The sequence below is a fragment of the Methylobacter sp. S3L5C genome (genome assembly GCF_022788635.1).
GTDB lineage: Bacteria > Pseudomonadota > Gammaproteobacteria > Methylococcales > Methylomonadaceae > Methylobacter_C.
Genome location: NZ_CP076024.1, coordinates 4034415 through 4051780 on the forward strand (window position 1 = coordinate 4034415; position 17366 = coordinate 4051780).

The window sequence follows — 17366 nt, forward strand, 5'->3', positions numbered from 1 at the left end:
ATTTAACGGCAATATTTTAAACAATTTTAAGTCATTGAAATGACGTTTTTTTATCTAAAGGCATCATAAATCTACTATTTATTCGAGAAAATAACTCGTTTATTTTTAATTGGTTAATATTTAATATGGCTCTGGTTTTTACATAATATGGTTGCTATAGGCCTTAAAATAAATCGAGTTATTCTATTCATTTATACTCTTTCTCTTGATGCCGGATGAAGTTTCGTACAGTGACCTCATCCCTGCTGATATGCCCAGAGGAAGCCAGCTTCAGTTACAGTGCCAGTTTCACAGTTTGCTTAAAACAATCCTTTAGAATTTGCCATGACCTTTTCTAAAATCGCTGAGCACTCGAAAATTAGAACAATTCATTTGCGCGATGAACATGAAGGATAAATCTTCTTGGCAGCGTTTTTCGGGAGCTGAAAACCCCTTGCCTGTAAGCAAATATCAGAGTCGCAACGATGAGCTTGGGATGATAGGCGTTCTGGCCTTTAACTCCATTAAGACTTTCAAGGCTAATCGTATCAAGCTGTTAAAACAGGTCGGCGTAAAGAAAACACTCGTGATCTTTTGGGAGTAAATCAAAAATATTAGTGGGAAACAACAGGTGTTGATTAAATTCAACCGGACTTGAGTTGAGTTGAAAGGAACTGACATGGCATAGCCCAATAGTATTAAACTTGTATCTATTATGCGATAAAAAATTGAAATTTATAATAAATTTACTATTTTCCATTAAATTGTTAAACGCTAATTCAAATTAAAAGTGGTCAAGTATTAGGCAATACCTTCGCCAAAATTTAAGCCGCTCTCGCATGAATCCTGCCAATTTCTGCGGCTTGGAAGATACGGTCGTCGATTAAAAATGTGTCATCATTTTTGTCCAGCGAATTAATAATCCGCTGCGTGTATTTTCGGGCTCTGAAGATGGTTTTCAAATCCAGCATACTGCCCTTGTTGGTTCCCTCTATTTTTGCCGATAAAAGCGGTGAAAAAGTGACCATGAACAAGGAGAAGTTAGCCGCATTGTTGACTTGCGTTTCTTTGACATTCATAAAATCTCCCAACCCCCAATATTGCTTGGCATCGCGGAAGTTAAACTCGATTTGAAACCGCAAAGCGTAGTAGCTGATCAATTTTTCACTGGCCAGTGTCAGGTCATCACTAAACAACAGTACCTTTGCGATCCGTCCTGTTTTTAGGTTGGTCTTTACAATGATGGCGACATTGAGCAATTCAGGAAAGTTTTTGTGCCAAACGTGTACCTGATAGGTACACGTTTGAATGCCTTTTTCCACGGCCTCCGATTTCCGATGCGCGTCCGTTAATGTTTCCAGTGTTAGTTTTTCACCGTATTTACGCGGCTTACCTTTTCCTGAATACTCGCCCGAGTAGGGCAAGTAAAGCGTTGAATCATGGCGTAGCTTGCAAATAAGGTGTAGCCCCGTTTGTATAACGGCTTGTAGGCCAGCATTGTTGCCCAGTGCGCCATCGTAAACAAAGTAGACGATTCCCAAATTCAACCCTATCAACGTTAATACCGCATTAATACAGGCTTGCAACTGTCGTTGAAAAGACCATAGTTTAACAACTTTCCGGTTTTTGTTAACACTGCCCTTAGGCCTGCCAGGTTTCGAGTTTTTTGGTTTAACGGCCTTGGGCGCACTGGTTTGAACATCGCCACGTACCAGCTATTCGGTGATTAAAGGGTAAGCCGTCCGTGTTTCGACAGATAACAATGACAGGTTTAAAAAACACAGCCCAGGCAATGGCTTGTTGTAAATCGAAGAAAAAAAACCCCTAAGCCATGCGTTTCTTTCCCTGATTTGGTCACCATGACCTCATCCCCAATCAGCAACCATATACCTTTAGTTTCCTGTGTATGTTGCTTTATGAGTTGTCAACGTAACGCTGACCACGCTATTTTTCTTTAAAAAAACGCTGTACCGTCCGATAGCTGCCATCCTTTTCAGTCCAACGCGACAAACTCAGCATGGTTACCCGCCCCGTCATCGACAGCATGGCTTCAATAAGCAGGGTCATCTGCTTTAGCGTGCAGGCTTTTAAATGTGGACTTACGGTATTTAGTATTGCTATGATTTCGTTCATGGTCAGTTTGGCTGCGAATGCTCTGTTAGAAGCGGTATTCTACCTTCTCTGACCTTTCTCCTTCCTCCGATATCTGTAAATTACTCATCCCAATTGGCGAAGGTATTGATTAGGGGCAAGTAATTTATGAGTTATTCTCGGACAGCTTCCTAGTACTCAGTCAATCTGATAATGTCGGATAAAGTTTCTTCAGTTTTATCCGTGCATCCTCCGTGGTAAACCGCCATTTCATAGGCCGAGCAATAGTATTTCTTTTTTCTTGCCACGCTAAAATTTCTGTTTTTAACATTTCTTGATCTGGAATGCGGCGATCCATACATTGCCGTGACAGGATGCTTAATTCTATCTCGGCCATATTTAACCAACTGCCATGCTTGGGCGTGTAGTGTATTTCTAGTTTTTCAAGAATTCTTCTCGCCTCTTTTGGCTCAAATGCCTTATATAAAGAGGCACCAGTATGGGTATTCAGATTATCCATAACCAGGGTAATACGTTTAGCCTGCGGGTAATGGACATCAACCAGGTTACGAATTTGATGCGCCCAATCAATGGCCGTTCTTTGATCGGTTACCTCAACAAACCGTTTGCCCTGCAAGGGTTCAAAAAACATAAAAATATTGCTCACTCCATTACGCTCATATTCCGTGTCGTACCGAGCGACCGTGCCAGGCTTTGCCGGTATTGGTGTTCGCGTGTCTTTAATCTGTTGCTTGCTGCTTTCATCCATGCAAATCAGTGGTTGCGCTTCATCATAAGGTCGCTTGTAAACCTCAAGCGTATCTTCCATAGCACAAACAAACTCAGCATTTTTTTTAGCCGGAATACACCACTCTTTATTTTGCCAGGGTTTTAATTCGTTTTTTTTAAGGTTTGCCGGATAGTTTCATGCGATACACTTTCAATATAACCCAGCTCAACCATCTGCTGTCCAAGTAAACGTAATGTCCAGCGACTACGCCCTTCAGGTGCATCGCCACAACTTAACGCGATCAAACGGGCTTCATTCTCTCCATCAATAGTACGACTTCTAACCCGAATTGACTTTGCCCGGTTTAAAGCCGATTCCAAGCCTTCTTGAACCAGTCGCTCCCGGACTCGTTCAACGGTACGTCTTGAAATACCAAAAGCTTCACTTATTGGCCGGTCCAGCCATTTTTCTCCTAACTCGCTAACATCCGCTTTCAGCAGTATTTCAGCGTGTAACCTTTTATGAGCGGCCACTTTTCCGGTATGAATCAAACTTCCCAAATAAGCGCGTTCATCTTCCGTTAGTCGTACTATGTATTTCTTTTTCAATGGTGTTTATTAATGGCAATGTAAAGACATTATATGGGGGCTATCATTCGACATATCAACGCTGACTGAGTACTAGAGTAATTTGACGGATAATCGACGCAGAACTTCCTCTGGCAATTCCAGCAATTCTTCTTCAGTTAATTGCAGTAGATCGTGGTCGCTTAATCTCATAGGAAATAACATAGCGCTTTTTTAACCCAATTTTTAGGTTTTTGACGTAGGGACAGAATAATTACCATTACGCCAAGAGGGTGTAAATAAAGCCTGTCCAAATCTACGAGAAACCTGTCTAGCCGTTATCAACCGTTACTCATTATTAGTATGGCTTACGCGGGGAGTCGCAATTTTTGAGTATAGATTACCCTCACTACCAGCGTGGAAACCCTCAAAAACACCGCGACTAATTAGATTGCAACGCAAACTCCATTCTGGTCAGTTGTTCGTCACACAACAAGGCGATGCAACTCACATGCGAAGATGTAAATAATGTTGTGTAACTGCTTATTTTCATCATTACATTAAGTCGTTACGTTCTATCAACACACACATAATCAATATTCTCTTGAACGCTATAAAAACATCGGGATATCTCTTTATTTGATATCTAAATCGAATAATATCGTTTTCTTAAGTAAAAAAAACACACTAAGCTGTTTTCCAATAGTACAAATGTGAATGAATTTTAGGAGCAAACTTGTGCCATTAAAAAAATCAATAAGCCTTCTAAGCTTTATCACGGCATTTTTGATATTTACTGAGATAAAGTAGTTAGATTGTTAAAATTCTTATCAAATAACAGGATTATATTCAATTATGAGTTTATTAAATTTTTCAATCAATGGAAAAAGTACTTCTGCAACCCGCTATGAAGGGACTGCTCGCCAATTTTCTATTGTGGTTGACGAACCACCAATTTTAGGTGGTGAAGATAGTGCTGCAAACCCAGTTGAATATATCTTGGCAGGCTATGCAGGGTGTTTAAATGTAGTATTTAACATCGTCGCAAAAGAATTGGATATTTCAATTAATCAATTAAATATCAATATAAACGGGGATATTAATCCAGAAAAGTTTTTAGGAATTTCTAATAAAGAACGAGCAGGCTTTCAATCGCTGAATGCTCATATCGAATTAAATACTGATGCATCTTTCGAAAAAGAACAACTATTGATTTTAAAAGTTAAGGAAAGATGTCCCGTAAACGATAATCTTTTGAATCCAACCCCCGTAAACTATATCTTTACGAACAGTTAAAAGCCAATTGGCATGGAGTTATTGCCATGCCAAAAGTAGCATAACGTTTCATCCCATAAAGAAGTTAATTAACCTAAAGAACGATTTATCCTGAGGCAGCCCTGAAACCCTTGGTATCACTGGCATACAGGCGACATATAAATTTCAAAGCCGGCAATAATATTATTGATAACATCATAAATATAAAAAAGATATCCTTTGCTGTAGAATTCATGGTTGTGTTTCATTAAATACTCAAAAATATCAACTAATATGGCCTTTTTCTAACCGAATAATAAAGACATCAGTCGTTTATTATATCAACACAATTACAACAATATTTGAGGGGGGAGCACCATGAATTTTAAACTAACTACTTTTAGTGCAACTTTTATATTAAGCTTTGCCTGCTTTTCTGCCAGCGCCGATGAAACCTGCGCTTCTCCATACATGGCTAAAATTACTGGTCAGGAAGATTTTGTTTATATTTGGACCCTAGGCGCAGAAGGCGTTGGTGACGAACAGGACAAACTCGTTACGGTCGATGTTAATCCTAAATCGACTAAATACGGCAAGGTAATTGGTAACTTGTCTGTCGGTGGACGTAATGAAGCTCACCATTCGGACTTTACTAGACATCTTTCCTAAATACAGCCATAGCGTAAGTTAACAAGAGCAGCCACTAAATTCCATGTCAAGGAGTAATGCTTGTGTTTGCCCCGATAAACATCTTTGGCAATCCTGAAAATTTTGCATCGGCGATTAACATGCTCAATAAAAATACGCTGTTTTGATAGTGCCTTATTATCGGCTTTGTCTTCTGCCGAAAGCGGTTGGCCTTTTTTCTTTTTAACCGGTAGAGTCGAGTTCTGATGGTGTTTCTTTATCCCTTGGTATCCGGAATCCGCCAACAACAGGGCATCAGGATGTAACAATAGACGGCTATCTTTGAAGATCGAAAAATCATGCTGTTGACCTTTACCTATCACTACGGAGAGTATAGTCATCGTCAATAGGCAGATCACGAGTTGGACTTTGATCGTGTGGCGTTTTTTTTCCTGAAAAGTACGCTTTCTGGTTTTTAACAGGGCGCTCGATAGGCTGCTCCGAAACATCAATGACCACGGTAGCTGCGGGATCTTCCAACAGTGCTTTGCGGTTGGGCAGTTTTTCGATTTTGATCAATAGTCTTACAGTGCGAGTATAGATTTTATGGCAATACGATTCGCTGATGTCGAAGACCGCAGCCAGATTTATCAACGTCGGATAGTGACGAAGATAATAGAGTGTCAGTAACAAGCGGTCTTCCAAAGCCATCTTGGAGTCTTTTCGTCCCCGTCTAGTCAGTGGATTAAGGACTTTTTGTTCGTCCAGGTAAGTCACCAGCTTACCGTGAAGATGCAGAAAATCTTCTGGTGACAGGCCGACAGTCCTTAAAAATTCTTCAGGCTTGTGTCTTGGCAATTGGGCATAAGGAGTCATGGCTATCCGTGTTTTCAGAGGTAGATCGCTATTTTAACCCTATCAAAGCCAAATTCTATGTCAATTATTTAGGAAAGATGTCTACTGATGATCGGAAATTTCTATGGGCTGGTGGACTAGATACCAATAAGATATTCATCTTCGACGTAGCCACTGATCCGGCCAAGCCAAAATTGACTAAAACAATTACCGATTTTGTCACCAAAAGTGGTGGTGTGGTTGGTCCACACAGCCTGTATGCCTTACCGGGGCGAATGATTATTACCGGTCTATCCAACAATAAAGATCATGGTGGTCGTACCGCCATTGTTGAATACAGTAACGCGGGTGATTATATAGTCACCTATTGGCTACCGACCGACAGTAATTTAGAAGGTGCCATTAAATCCGGAAAATATGCTGACGGTTATAACTACGATGTAAGAGTCTTACCTCGCAAAAATCTAATGCTGACTTCTTCGTTTACGGGTTGGTCCAATTACATGATGGATTTCGGCAAGATGCTGACAGATCCTGAAGCGATGAAACGCTTCGGCAACACAGTAGTACAGTGGGACTTAAATAGTCGCCAACCTAAAAAGGTGTTCGATGTTCCCGGTGCTCCCTTAGAAATTCGCTGCGCTTGGGCCGAACAACATAACTATTGCTTTACCAGCACCGCACTGACCTCAAAGATCTGGCTGATTTATCAAGACGACAAAAATGAATGGCAAGCTAAAGATGTTGCTGATATTGGTGATCCTGCCAAAATCCCGCTACCAGTAGACCTCTCTATCTCTAGCGATGACAAAACCCTGTGGGTCAACACTTTTATGGATGGCAAGACTCGTCGCTTTGACATCAGCGATCCGTTTAATCCAAAACAAGTGTTTGAACAAAAAATCGGGGCTCAAGTTAATATGGTATCGTCGAGCTGGGATGGCAAAAGATTGTATTACACCTCTTCATTATTAGCTAACTGGGACAAAAAAGGCACCGATAATGAGCAGTTTTTCAAGGCTTATAACTGGGATGGTAATAAGTTGACCGAGCAATTCTCGATTGACTTTACTAAAGAAAAGTTAGGTAGAGCACATCAAATGCGCTTTGGTGCATATTCCTTGTATGGCAAAAAAGCTAAATCATAAATTCTGATTTAACATCCGTTTCTTGACCTTCGCCCTCTTCATTTGCCTTCAAGCATTATGGAGCGGGCGCTATTGAATCAACCCCGGTTAGCACGATATCCAAATTTAAAAGGTAACAACAAGAAATCATGAAAAGTCCTTATTTCCTTAGCCTTTTCTTAATTCTGATAACAACAACAGTTCTAGCCCAAGAATCAAAGTCATTAGCAGTTGGTTACTCCGATCTGCCATTCCAACCTGCAGCACCCGGCAGTTATACCTTGCCAATCATCGGCCCTGCTGCCAACGGCGAAATTTTAACTATCGAAAAAAAATCCAAACGACTTCACCAATTTATGGGCGGTAAGTTAGTATTGCTGAGTTTTATTTATGCCACTTGCAATGACATAAACGGCTGTCCGTTGGCAACCCAAGTGCTGCATAAGATTAGCCAACAATTACAAAAAGAACCTGAGTTAGCCGGCAAATTACGACTGTTAACCTTGAGCTTCGACCCGACTCACGATACTCCAGACATGATGCGCCATTACGGCCAGAATTTTAAAACAGGCAATTTAGATTGGCAGTTTCTGACCACCCGCGACGAAATAGCCTTACAACCCATGCTCGATGCTTATCAACAAAATGTGCAGAAAATTTATGATGACAAAGGTCAATTCACCCGCACCTTTTCGCATTTACTGCGAGTGTATCTAATTGACACAAACAAAAATATTCGCAATATCTATAGTATTGATTTTTTGCATGCCGATACCGTTATCAACGATGTAAAAACTTTATTGGCAGAAACCCCGCACCAAGTCGAATCTCAGCCCACCAAAATTGAAATGTTTTATGAGGCCGGCGACAACAAACAAAATTATCAAAAAATTGATTACCAAACGCGTTCCAAGGCGCTGCCTCAGCGCCAAGGTAAAGCAGCCGAGCTGATTAAATTTGCGAAAAGCCCACCGTTAGGTTTGCCTATACTGCCTCAACCTAAAGACAACCCGACGACATCGCTCAAAATCACATTGGGTCGTAAATTATTTTACGACCGTCGTCTGTCTTTAAATAATACCTTTTCCTGCGCTATGTGTCATATCCCTGAGCAAGGTTTCAGCAGTAATGAAATAAGTACTGCAGTAGGTATAGAAGGTCGAAGTGTAAGACGTAATAGCCCTACTCTGTATAATGTCGGTTACGCGCAACTACTATTTCACGATGGTCGCGAAAACAATTTGGAACAGCAAGTGTGGGGACCACTACTGGCACACAACGAAATGGCTAATCCATCCATCGGGTATGTGATCGATAAAATAAAAAATAGCCCTGATTATAGCGGCCTGTTTGAAAAAGCTTTTAACAAAGGCCCGAATATGGAAACGATAGGACAGGCGATAGCGAGTTATGAACGCACACTTAATTCCGCTGACTCGATTTTTGACCGCTGGCATTACGGTAAGCAGTCTCAAGTTGTAAATGATGAGGTTAAACGGGGATTTGCTTTATTTACTAACAAAGCCGCTTGCGGCGACTGCCACACTATTAATGAGCAATCAGCCTTATTCACCGATCACAAACGCCACAACACAGGGGTCGGTTACGCTGCCTCTATGCAAAAAAAACCAGAACAACAAAACGTTCAAGTAGCTCCCGGTGTATTTGTTAATGTTCCCCAACAAAGCTTAACGGGCTTAAATACCGAAAAGCCCAGTGACTTGGGCTATTACGAAATCAGTCAAAATCCCAAGGACCGCTGGACTTATAAAACGCCTTCACTTCGTAATATAACACTGACAGCACCTTATATGCATAACGGTTCGTTAGCCACACTGGAAGATGTCGTGCGTTTTTACAATCAGGGCGGCATTGCCAATGAAAATTTGTCACCGTTAATAAAGCCATTGAATTTATCAGATTCAGAAATAGCGGATTTGATCTCTTTTTTAAAAGTGCTGACTGGCAACAATATTAAAGATCTGGTGTCAGATGCTAATACTGCTACCGCAAATATAAAAAACAAAGTCAGAGGCTTAAACATGCCTCGTTTCTTGGCACCATCAGCAAAGGAAAGGGTTTTGGTCGGCGTTTGACTGCTCTTGGCTGGCTCTTACGTTTTTGTTTTCCAATGGCCGTTGATGCCATCGCTTTTAATAATTCACGCAAGGCGCTTATGAGTTGGTTCCCTGTCAAGCCTACCATCTGCTTGGCGGCTTGAATGACCAGTTGCACTGCTGACCTGAAACTCAGTTGGCGGGGTATCTTCTCATGCAGGCTGGCTGCCTGTGCCAAATTGCCACGAATGATGTTGTATGCCAATAAGTGGATAGCTATCTCCTTGCTTACCATGTCAGGTTTTTTGCACCGTAATATTTCCATGCCCATATTGGTTTTGATGGAACGAAAATCCAGCTCAATTTTCCAGCGCTGCTTATAAAGCATAGCCAGCTCTTGCTTATGAAAGCCCTTTGCATTTAGTAAGGTGGTCAAATAGATTCTGCCGTTTACCGCAAACTCTCGGACGGTAATCGATTCCGGCAAGTCGCTATAGTCCTGCTTGGACATCCACACCGGTTTCCGTTTGGGTTTCGTCCAGTCAATCAAATGATCTCTTGCACCCAGGTAGACACCCAAGCTGAAATCTACTTTTTTCCGGGCATGTAGTGGAAATAGCACAGGAATTTCACGAGCCTGCAAGAGCGCAATAATGGCGAAGGTACAGTAATAGCGGTCCGCCATCAGCAAGTCGCCAACTGACAGGCTGCCAAACAGTTGACTGAGTAACGATGTTTCGCCAGTTCCTTTGCCTTGATAGGCTCCCAGGCTATAGTCGAGCACGGTTCCTGCAGCCAAAGAAATCAACACAACCATGCGAGCAATCGGAAAGCCCAAACCAGGCTTTTGACTATCCAGCTGAGGAAAGTCTGCCTGATTCTCTGGTGTATCTGGCATTTGCACCGTTGCTCCATCAGTAAGGACAACGTTATAACCCTTCCATCGCCACGCGGCCAGAGACTGGTTATGAAGACGCAAACCAGCAGCTGTGGTGGCTGCTCTGAGTTCCTTTAGTGGTAAGCGTTGTCGGGCTTTACAGTAAGGTCCCGTGTTAACCGTATTGGCTGATTGTCCATCGACGATACGATCAATCAATACGCCTGCCACTGCCTGTTTACAGGAACCGTCATCACTTAATACTTGGAAAATGAAAGCTTTAAGCGTGACTAAGGGCAAGAACACCGAGGAGCGTTTATGCGGGGTATTGGCGATAATGTTGGTAATGCTGTCGGCTGAAAAAAATCCTCAACACCTAGTCCTTGGGATTGCAAAAATGACTTTTTGAAGCGGTCAATTTGCTGCTGAATACGGTTTTTTTTAATAGCTGGCATGGTTAAGTTATTGATCAGACTTTGTAATACTCAAAATTCTACCAGAATAGTGCTTGATCTTTATCTTATTATTTGCGTATCTAACTGTAACTTATAGATTAATTACATTTGCGGTAGCAGTATTAGACTATCACTCCTGATGATCGCCAATAATTTATCCGGCAGAAGCTTTCGAGAGAAACTAATTCTTTATACATTTTAAACTCCAATAAAATATTTTTAGACACAGGTTTGGCATCCGTAACAAGTTACTTAGTTACCAATATTGACGCATATTTAACCTTTGGATGGTTTTGAGATTATTCACCACCCGCTTCAAATAATTCTAAAGATAGCCCAACCAAAGCTTTACCCCCCTGCGTCAGAATAGTTGTCGCCTCAAATTTTAAGAAAAAATAAAATTTGAGATTCAAAATGAAAAAATATAAAAGGTATTCAGTAGGCTTCAGAGAGCAGGCCCTGGTAAAAGTATACAATCGTGGTAATGACCAATCAGTTCAGTCCGTCGCAAACGAATTGAATATCCATTTAACAACCTTGAAGGCTTGGATGAAACAGAAGGAACAGAACGTCAAACCTGCACCCCGGAAATCAAAGCGTCCCGAGGATTGGAGTTCTGAAGAACGTTTTACCGCTTTACAAAAAACCTATAATTTGATCGGTGAAGACTTAAATGCCTGGTGTCGTGAACGCGGCGTTTTTATTCATCAACTGGAGCAGTGGAAAACAGATTTTTGTAGCCAGGGTGACTCAGTAGGCAAACGTGAAGAAGCGCGGATTTTACGTACATTGAAAGAAGAAAACCAAACTCTTGAGCGCGAATTATTACGTAAAGACAAGGCCTTGGCAGAGGCCGCAGCGCTGTTGGTGCTGCAAAAAAAGTTCCGTGCGCTCTTGGGGGGAGAGGTCGAATGACTCCCCACGAAGAGCGCAAGCAAGTGATTGTTTTACTGAATGAATCGGTAACAGCGGGGGCTCGCAAAGCTAAAGCCTGTGAGGTGCTGGGCCTGAGCGAACGGACCTTGCAACGCTGGCAGACCGGTGAGACGATTCACTGCGATCAACGCCCTTTGCGTGACTATCAACCGCCACACAAACTAACAGCAATCGAGCGCACCGAGGTGCTGACACTCGCCAATTCAGATGAATTTGGTCATCTGCCACCGAGTCAGATCGTGCCACGACTGGCCGACCAAGGCAGCTATCTGGCGTCTGAGTCGACCTTCTATCGCATCCTGCGCGAGGAAAAACAGCTTACCCATCGGCGTAGCGAACGGCCAGTTCAAATACGCACCAAGCCGCGCGCGGTCTGTGCTACAGCACCTAATCAACTGTACAGTTGGGACATTACTTATCTGCCATCACTGATCCGTGGACAGTTTTTCTATCTGTATCTATTTGTTGATATTTTCAGCCGAAAGATCGTCGGTTGGCAGGTATATGAAGAAGAAAACAGCGCCTTGGCTGGCGAATTGTTACGTGATCTTTGTCATCGTGAAGGTATACAGGCAGAACAGCTTATCCTGCATTCTGACAACGGCAGCCCAATGAAGGGATCGACTATGCTGGCGACCTTGCAACAGCTTGGTGTCATGCCTTCGTTTAGTCGGCCATCGGTTAGCAACGATAATCCGTACTCAGAATCGCTGTTTAAGACCTTGAAATATCGTCCTAACTATCCGCTAAAGCCGTTCGCCGATGTTACGGAAGCGCGTCAGTGGGTCACAAGCTTAGTGGAATGGTACAACCATGAGCATCGTCACAGCGCTATCCGCTTTGTTACACCAGCACAACGTCATGAAGGCTTGGACGACAAGCTTCTGGATAACCGTAAAGCCGTCTACAAAGCAGCACGTGCTAAACATCCGCAACGCTGGACTGGAAGCTCCCGTAATTGGGGAAAAATCCAGACAGTCCACCTTAACCCAGACAAGGCCTAAACAAAAAAATGCTATCAAGGAAGTGATTATTCAGAAAACAAACCAGAGTAAGATTTAACCGTCGATGCGACAACTACATTGACAATTACCGTTTACCAATCCATTCTCGAGCGATGTTGTTGGATGGCCCCATACTGATACCTGCTCGGGCATCGCGGAAGATGCGTTCAAGCTGGCCTTTTTTGTAACCATAACCGCCGCTGACATCCATGGCATTGCGTGCCGAGATGTTAGCAACTTCTGAGGCATGGACTTTGAATTCAGTTAACGACAGCAGGATTTGCCCTTGTGGTTCACCATTGGCTTGCAATTGGTCTAATTGTCTGGCTAAATCGTGCTGCCAAGGGCGCAGGCTCTCCACTAATATTTTGGACTCACCCAATTGTTGTCGCAGTACTTGATAATCAGACAGTTTTCGGTTGAAATCGCGATGGATCGTACCCGTTAGATGATCAACAGCTTTTTCTAATGCTGCTCTGGCTACGCCATGCCAAACAGCCCCCAAACCGACTAAATATACCGGTGAAACGCCGTGGTAAACAATATCTTTACCCTGCCCTTCTTCACCTAGGCGATCAATACTTTTGATGTGCACATTTTTGTAAGTAATTGGACCGCTGTGGTTACCACGAACGCCAAGTGCATCCCAAACGCCATGGCTAATACCATCCAGCTTGGAATCGACGATGAAAAAACTAATATCGGTAGCGCTTTTAGCGCCAGGTGAGCGCGTTTGAAAAATATAGTAATCTGCTTGTCCTGCACTGGTAGTAAATGATTTTTCGGCATTGAGCAGATAGTTATTGTCATTATCACGGGCAGCCTCACTAAAATTAAACCACCAGTGTCCGCCTGATGCTTTTTCGCTGGTAGAATAGGTGCCGATTAAACCGTCCCGCGCGGGTTTCAACCAACGTTCTTTTTGATCGTGATTACCAAATAAGTTGATGGTCTGAGCAGCGCCAGTGTGCATCACATAAACCAGTCCGGTAGAAGCGCAGACACGACCGATCTCTTCAGCAACGATTGAAAAGGCAACGTAATCCAGGCCTAGACCGCCGTATTCTTTAGAAACAAGCACCCCATTCCAACCAGCCAGAGCAAGGGCTTCAAGGTTTTCTCTAGGAAAAATACCTTGGTCAGTTTGTTCAGCATTAAGTCGAATGACTTCGTCAACCAACGTACGGATTTCAGAACGGATTTTTTCGTAATCATGTATAGGCATAATTTATTCCTTAAACAGTTTTAGGAAATTGCGTTACGCACCGCCATAATTTTGTTCTGCAGCATACAATCCCGTATCGCAATGTATTTACGGTCATAATTCAACATATTTTTATGTTGTGGCATTAAGCAGTCGCAGTTACTTTTTGTTGTGATTCAAGCTCTCGTACGAGTGGCAGAACGTTCTTGCCAAAGTAACTGACCTCTTCCTGAAAATGCAAAAAGCCTGATAGAATCAGATCGACTCCAACCGCCTTAAATTCAACAATACGTTCAGCAATCTGTTGAGGTGTTCCAATCAAGTTGGTTTTAAAACCATCGTTATATTGCACTAAATCTTCAAATGTTGATTTGGCCCAATTTCCCTCAAGCTCAGAAGTCGATGCCCCTGCTTGTTTTGCTGCGTGCCCAAAAGCATTGACCGCTTCATGGTTGGCTTTAGCTATAATTTCAGCCAATACTGCTTTGGCTTCCTCTTCAGTATCACGAGCAATAATAAAAGCATTCACACCTATCTTTATCTTATGGTTATTAGCAGTCGCCTTTTCCCGAATATCATCAACCTGTGCCTTAATACCCTCCACAGTATTGCCATTAGTAAAATACCAATCAGAAACTTGAGATGCCATATCCCTGGCAGCACGAGAACTCCCGCCTTGAAATACTTCGGGATGAGGTTGCTGTAATGGCTTTGGTTTTAATGAGTAATCATGGAGTCGATAAAAATCACCTTGGTAAGTAAAGCTATCGGTTGTCCAGATACCTTTCAAAACCTCAATGAATTCTTGAGAGCGGCGATAACGCTCATCATGCTCCAACCATGGTTGCCCAATGGCTAAAAATTCACCTTTGAACCAACCAGAAACAATATTTACCGCAATACGACCTTCAGTAAGATTATCAATGGTTGATAATTGCTTGGCAGCCAAGACCGGGTCCCACGGGCCAGGTAAAATAGCGGCAATGACTTTAATTTTAGTGGTTGCAGCAAGCAGGGCATGTGAAAAAGCCACTGACTCATGTTGGAATTCAGCACCATAACCAGCAGTAAATCTGATCTGGGTCAGCGCATATTCAAAACCACTTTTTTCTGCAATTTGTGCCAGCTTACGATTGTAATCAATATCCCAACTTGTTCTCTGTTCGATATCACTGACGACTAAACCACCGCTAACATTAGGTACCCAATAGGCAAATTTAAGTTGTTCTACACTCATATTTTTTCCTGAATTACTTTATTTTAAAATTTAGGCTTTTGCTAAATCTTGATGATTAATTACCGGGGACGCTTGTTCGGGTACCAAATTACGATGCTTAAGATGCGGCAATGCTTTTTCTACCGCCAAATCAAGTCGTGCTTCTAGTGCTTTGCTGGCTACTTGGTAATTAACAAACTCGGCCTCAGTAGCATAAACACCAATTGGCAGTGTTAATGCCTGGAAGAAACCAAATAAAGGCCGAAGTTGATGTTCGATAATCAGGGCATGTCGGTCACTACCGCCGGTTGCGCTGAGTATCACCGGAACATCAATGAGTGCTTCATGATGAACCAAGTCAAATAGATGTTTAAACAAACCCGTGTAAGAGCCTCGATAAACTGGCGTTCCAACTATCAGCAAGTCTGCCGTTTCAATGGCCTCTATATCCTTTTTAATAGGCTCAGGTAAAGCATCACGAGTTCCTGCCGCGCCAAGCAAGCTACTTATTTGGCCTAATTCAATCAAATGAAGTTCGATAGGGATTTGTTTATCGAGGCGTTTAATTATTTCTTCAATAATGGTGAGCGTTCTTGACGGCTGACCAGCTCCACCGGACACAGCAGTTATTTTTAGTTTATGACTCATAATTCTCTCCAGTTAAATGTTTTTAACAAATCAATTTAAAATAGTGAATACACATAAATTAAATGAACATTTTAATAAGAGCAGAAACTGTGCCATGTATAATTATCGATAATTATCAATAAGTTAATGTAATTCAAGCGAAGGGGATTTGTTGATTATCATGCCTGTTTGCTGATGCCTTGCTGCTATGGCAGCATTTTTCATAAACTATCAGCTCACCTACATTCAGTCTGTTTTTTTTGGACATCTATATTTGTATGCTGCTGCTCTATAAGCAACCCATCAGCATAAAATTAGAACTTCAGCAATTAACCTTAATTGAAAAATATAAAAATACTTAATAATCAATGGGTTAATTATTGGCATATTAAGTGCTTGACAGATAGTAAGCGTTTATTTGATATACAAACGCTGGCTTTTTTAATTAGCAATTACTTTCACACGGAGCATTTATGCCATCATCACCAAGAATCCTTGCCGAAGCTGCTCTGGAAATCATTCCCAGACCAAGCGCGCATATCATTAAATCAGATGCAGAGGCGATTGAAGTGGCTAAAAAAATAGCCATAGAAATTGCCAAAGGAGCAGCCACTCGTGACAAAGAACGAATCTTGCCCCGTAAAGAACTTGACCTTTTTTCCCAAAGTGGCTTATGGGGTATAACCATACCTAAAGAATATGGTGGTGCATTTGTTTCAAATAAAACCTTGGCTGAGGTAATCACTATCGTTTCCGAAGCAGATCCATGTGTCGGACAAATACCACAAAATCATCTCTACATGATAGAAGCCATTCGTCTTGATGGTACCGAGTTTCAAAAGAAGTATTTTTTTGACTTGGCCCTCAAAGGCTTAAGATTCGGCAATGCTTTTTCTGAGATTGGAACAAAACAAGTTACGGATATAAATACCCGTCTCACGCCTACTAAAGACGGCTATTTACTTTCCGGTAAAAAATTCTATTCTTCGGGTGCGCTACTTGCTGATTGGGTTCCTGTCGTCGCAAAAGATGAAAACGACAACACCGTGGTTGCTTTCGTAAAAAAAGGATCAGATGGTCTGACTATTATCGACGACTGGTCAAGTTTTGGTCAGCGCACTACCGCCAGTGGAACCACTATCCTGGAAAATATTTTCATCCCCACAGCCTATGTACTACCCCACTATCTTGCTTTTGAAAACCCAACTACCATGGGCCCCATCGCACAAATTATTCAAGCAGCCGTCGATACCGGTATTGCTCGCGCCGCATTGAAGGACACACTGTATTTTGTACGCAACCATACTCGTCCCTGGATAGATACAAGTTTAGAACATGGCTATGAAGACCCGTTGACACTAAAGGATATTGGTAATATTCAAATTCAGGTACATGCAACCGAAGCGTTATTAAGTCGAGCCGGTGAATTAATTGATCATGCCCAACTGAAGTCCAATGAGGATACAGTCGCAGCGGCATCCATTGCTGTAGCAGAGGCAAAAATATTTAGTACGGAAACGGCTTTGCTGGCAGGTAGTAAATTATTCGAATTAGCGGGTACCCGTTCAACATTAGGAGAATATAATCTTGATCGTCATTGGCGCAATGCACGAACTCATACACTGCATGATCCAGTGCGCTGGAAATACTATGCGGTAGGTAATTATGTATTAAACGGCATTAATCCGCCTCGTCATCCCTGGTTTTGAATTATAGATTTTCAGGTAAATAATTTAAATACCTACAGATACTATCCTTTTA

The 17366-nt window shown here is 42.1% G+C and carries 12 protein-coding genes and 4 pseudogenes; 7 read left to right on the forward strand and 9 right to left on the reverse strand.

Features of this window, described 5'->3' with window-relative positions:
• Positions 1-385: 385 nt before the first annotated feature.
• On the forward strand, positions 386-583 hold the full coding sequence (locus KKZ03_RS18290) for a hypothetical protein (protein WP_243218204.1): 198 nt from the start codon (positions 386-388) through the stop codon (positions 581-583).
• 220 nt (positions 584-803) lie between these two features.
• Here KKZ03_RS18290 and KKZ03_RS18295 read toward each other — a convergent pair whose 3' ends face one another.
• From KKZ03_RS18295 to KKZ03_RS18305, 3 genes are all read right to left on the reverse strand, one after another.
• Positions 804-1694, reverse strand: coding sequence for a transposase (locus KKZ03_RS18295; RefSeq protein WP_243221649.1), 891 nt, complete (start codon positions 1692-1694; stop codon positions 804-806).
• 229 nt (positions 1695-1923) lie between these two features.
• A complete protein-coding gene (locus KKZ03_RS18300) occupies positions 1924-2112 on the reverse strand; it encodes a transposase (protein WP_243217761.1) in 189 nt (62 codons plus the stop codon).
• A 160-nt stretch (positions 2113-2272) separates the two neighbouring features.
• A protein-coding gene (locus KKZ03_RS18305; RefSeq protein WP_243217008.1) for an IS630 family transposase occupies positions 2273-3408 on the reverse strand; the annotation gives its coding sequence in 2 pieces (ribosomal slippage) (positions 2273-2979 and positions 2979-3408; 1137 coding nt in all).
• 813 nt (positions 3409-4221) lie between these two features.
• Between KKZ03_RS18305 and KKZ03_RS18310 the strand changes: the two genes are divergently transcribed.
• The gene (locus KKZ03_RS18310; protein ID WP_243218205.1) at positions 4222-4662 is read left to right on the forward strand and encodes an OsmC family protein; all 441 of its coding nucleotides are present in this window, start codon (positions 4222-4224) and stop codon (positions 4660-4662) included.
• A gap of 336 nt (positions 4663-4998) precedes the next feature.
• Positions 4999-5274: pseudogene (locus KKZ03_RS18315) on the forward strand (selenium-binding protein SBP56-related protein); the annotation flags it as partial.
• A gap of 11 nt (positions 5275-5285) precedes the next feature.
• Here the strand turns inward: KKZ03_RS18315 and KKZ03_RS18320 are convergent.
• Entirely contained in the window at positions 5286-5666 is a 381-nt protein-coding gene (locus KKZ03_RS18320) for a transposase family protein (protein ID WP_243217090.1), read from the reverse strand.
• Complete coding sequence (locus KKZ03_RS18325) at positions 5620-6123, reverse strand: transposase family protein (RefSeq protein ID WP_243217091.1); 504 nt, start codon at positions 6121-6123, stop codon at positions 5620-5622. Before KKZ03_RS18325 ends, KKZ03_RS18320 begins: the two co-directional genes overlap by 47 nt.
• A gap of 83 nt (positions 6124-6206) precedes the next feature.
• Here KKZ03_RS18325 and KKZ03_RS18330 point away from each other — a divergent pair.
• Together KKZ03_RS18330 and KKZ03_RS18335 are read left to right on the forward strand one after the other, a co-directional pair.
• Positions 6207-7250 (forward strand): annotated as a pseudogene (locus KKZ03_RS18330) (selenium-binding protein SBP56-related protein); the annotation flags it as partial.
• Positions 7251-7378: 128 nt separating this feature from the next.
• On the forward strand, positions 7379-9325 hold the full coding sequence (locus KKZ03_RS18335) for a cytochrome c peroxidase (RefSeq protein ID WP_243218206.1): 1947 nt from the start codon (positions 7379-7381) through the stop codon (positions 9323-9325).
• On the opposite strand, the pseudogene KKZ03_RS18340 reads toward KKZ03_RS18335, so the two are convergent.
• A pseudogene (locus KKZ03_RS18340) lies at positions 9258-10618 on the reverse strand (IS4 family transposase). The gene KKZ03_RS18335 and the pseudogene KKZ03_RS18340 overlap by 68 nt on opposite strands.
• A 414-nt stretch (positions 10619-11032) precedes the next feature.
• On the opposite strand from KKZ03_RS18340, the pseudogene KKZ03_RS18345 reads away from it, so the two are divergent.
• Positions 11033-12558: pseudogene (locus KKZ03_RS18345) on the forward strand (IS3 family transposase).
• 85 nt (positions 12559-12643) lie between these two features.
• Here KKZ03_RS18345 and KKZ03_RS18350 read toward each other — a convergent pair.
• The 3 genes from KKZ03_RS18350 to msuE all read right to left on the reverse strand — a co-directional run bounded on the left by KKZ03_RS18350 (position 12644) and on the right by msuE (position 15626).
• Positions 12644-13783 carry an acyl-CoA dehydrogenase family protein gene (locus KKZ03_RS18350; protein WP_243218207.1) on the reverse strand — a complete coding sequence of 380 codons (1140 nt, stop codon included), beginning with the start codon at positions 13781-13783 and terminating at the stop codon, positions 12644-12646.
• A 124-nt stretch (positions 13784-13907) separates the two neighbouring features.
• Entirely contained in the window at positions 13908-14999 is a 1092-nt protein-coding gene (sfnG, locus tag KKZ03_RS18355; RefSeq protein WP_243218208.1) for a dimethylsulfone monooxygenase SfnG, read from the reverse strand.
• A gap of 30 nt (positions 15000-15029) precedes the next feature.
• Entirely contained in the window at positions 15030-15626 is a 597-nt protein-coding gene (gene msuE / locus KKZ03_RS18360) for an FMN reductase (protein ID WP_243218209.1), read from the reverse strand.
• Between the two features lie 452 nt (positions 15627-16078).
• On the opposite strand from msuE, the gene KKZ03_RS18365 reads away from it, so the two are divergent.
• The gene (locus tag KKZ03_RS18365) at positions 16079-17314 is read left to right on the forward strand and encodes an SfnB family sulfur acquisition oxidoreductase (RefSeq protein ID WP_243218210.1); all 1236 of its coding nucleotides are present in this window, start codon (positions 16079-16081) and stop codon (positions 17312-17314) included.
• Positions 17315-17366 lie beyond the last annotated feature (52 nt).

Bases quoted from the DNA above. Each gene is read 5' to 3' on its own strand.
- KKZ03_RS18290 (WP_243218204.1), top strand. From the start codon at position 386: ATGAAGGATAAATCTTCTTGGCAGCGTTTTTCGGGAGCTGAAAACCCC.
- KKZ03_RS18300 (WP_243217761.1), bottom strand. From the start codon at position 2,112: ATGAACGAAATCATAGCAATACTAAATACCGTAAGTCCACATTTAAAA.
- KKZ03_RS18310 (WP_243218205.1), top strand. From the start codon at position 4,222: ATGAGTTTATTAAATTTTTCAATCAATGGAAAAAGTACTTCTGCAACC.
- KKZ03_RS18325 (WP_243217091.1), bottom strand. From the start codon at position 6,123: ATGACTCCTTATGCCCAATTGCCAAGACACAAGCCTGAAGAATTTTTA.
- KKZ03_RS18335 (WP_243218206.1), top strand. From the start codon at position 7,379: ATGAAAAGTCCTTATTTCCTTAGCCTTTTCTTAATTCTGATAACAACA.
- KKZ03_RS18350 (WP_243218207.1), bottom strand. From the start codon at position 13,783: ATGCCTATACATGATTACGAAAAAATCCGTTCTGAAATCCGTACGTTG.
- sfnG (WP_243218208.1), bottom strand. From the start codon at position 14,999: ATGAGTGTAGAACAACTTAAATTTGCCTATTGGGTACCTAATGTTAGC.
- msuE (WP_243218209.1), bottom strand. From the start codon at position 15,626: ATGAGTCATAAACTAAAAATAACTGCTGTGTCCGGTGGAGCTGGTCAG.
- KKZ03_RS18365 (WP_243218210.1), top strand. From the start codon at position 16,079: ATGCCATCATCACCAAGAATCCTTGCCGAAGCTGCTCTGGAAATCATT.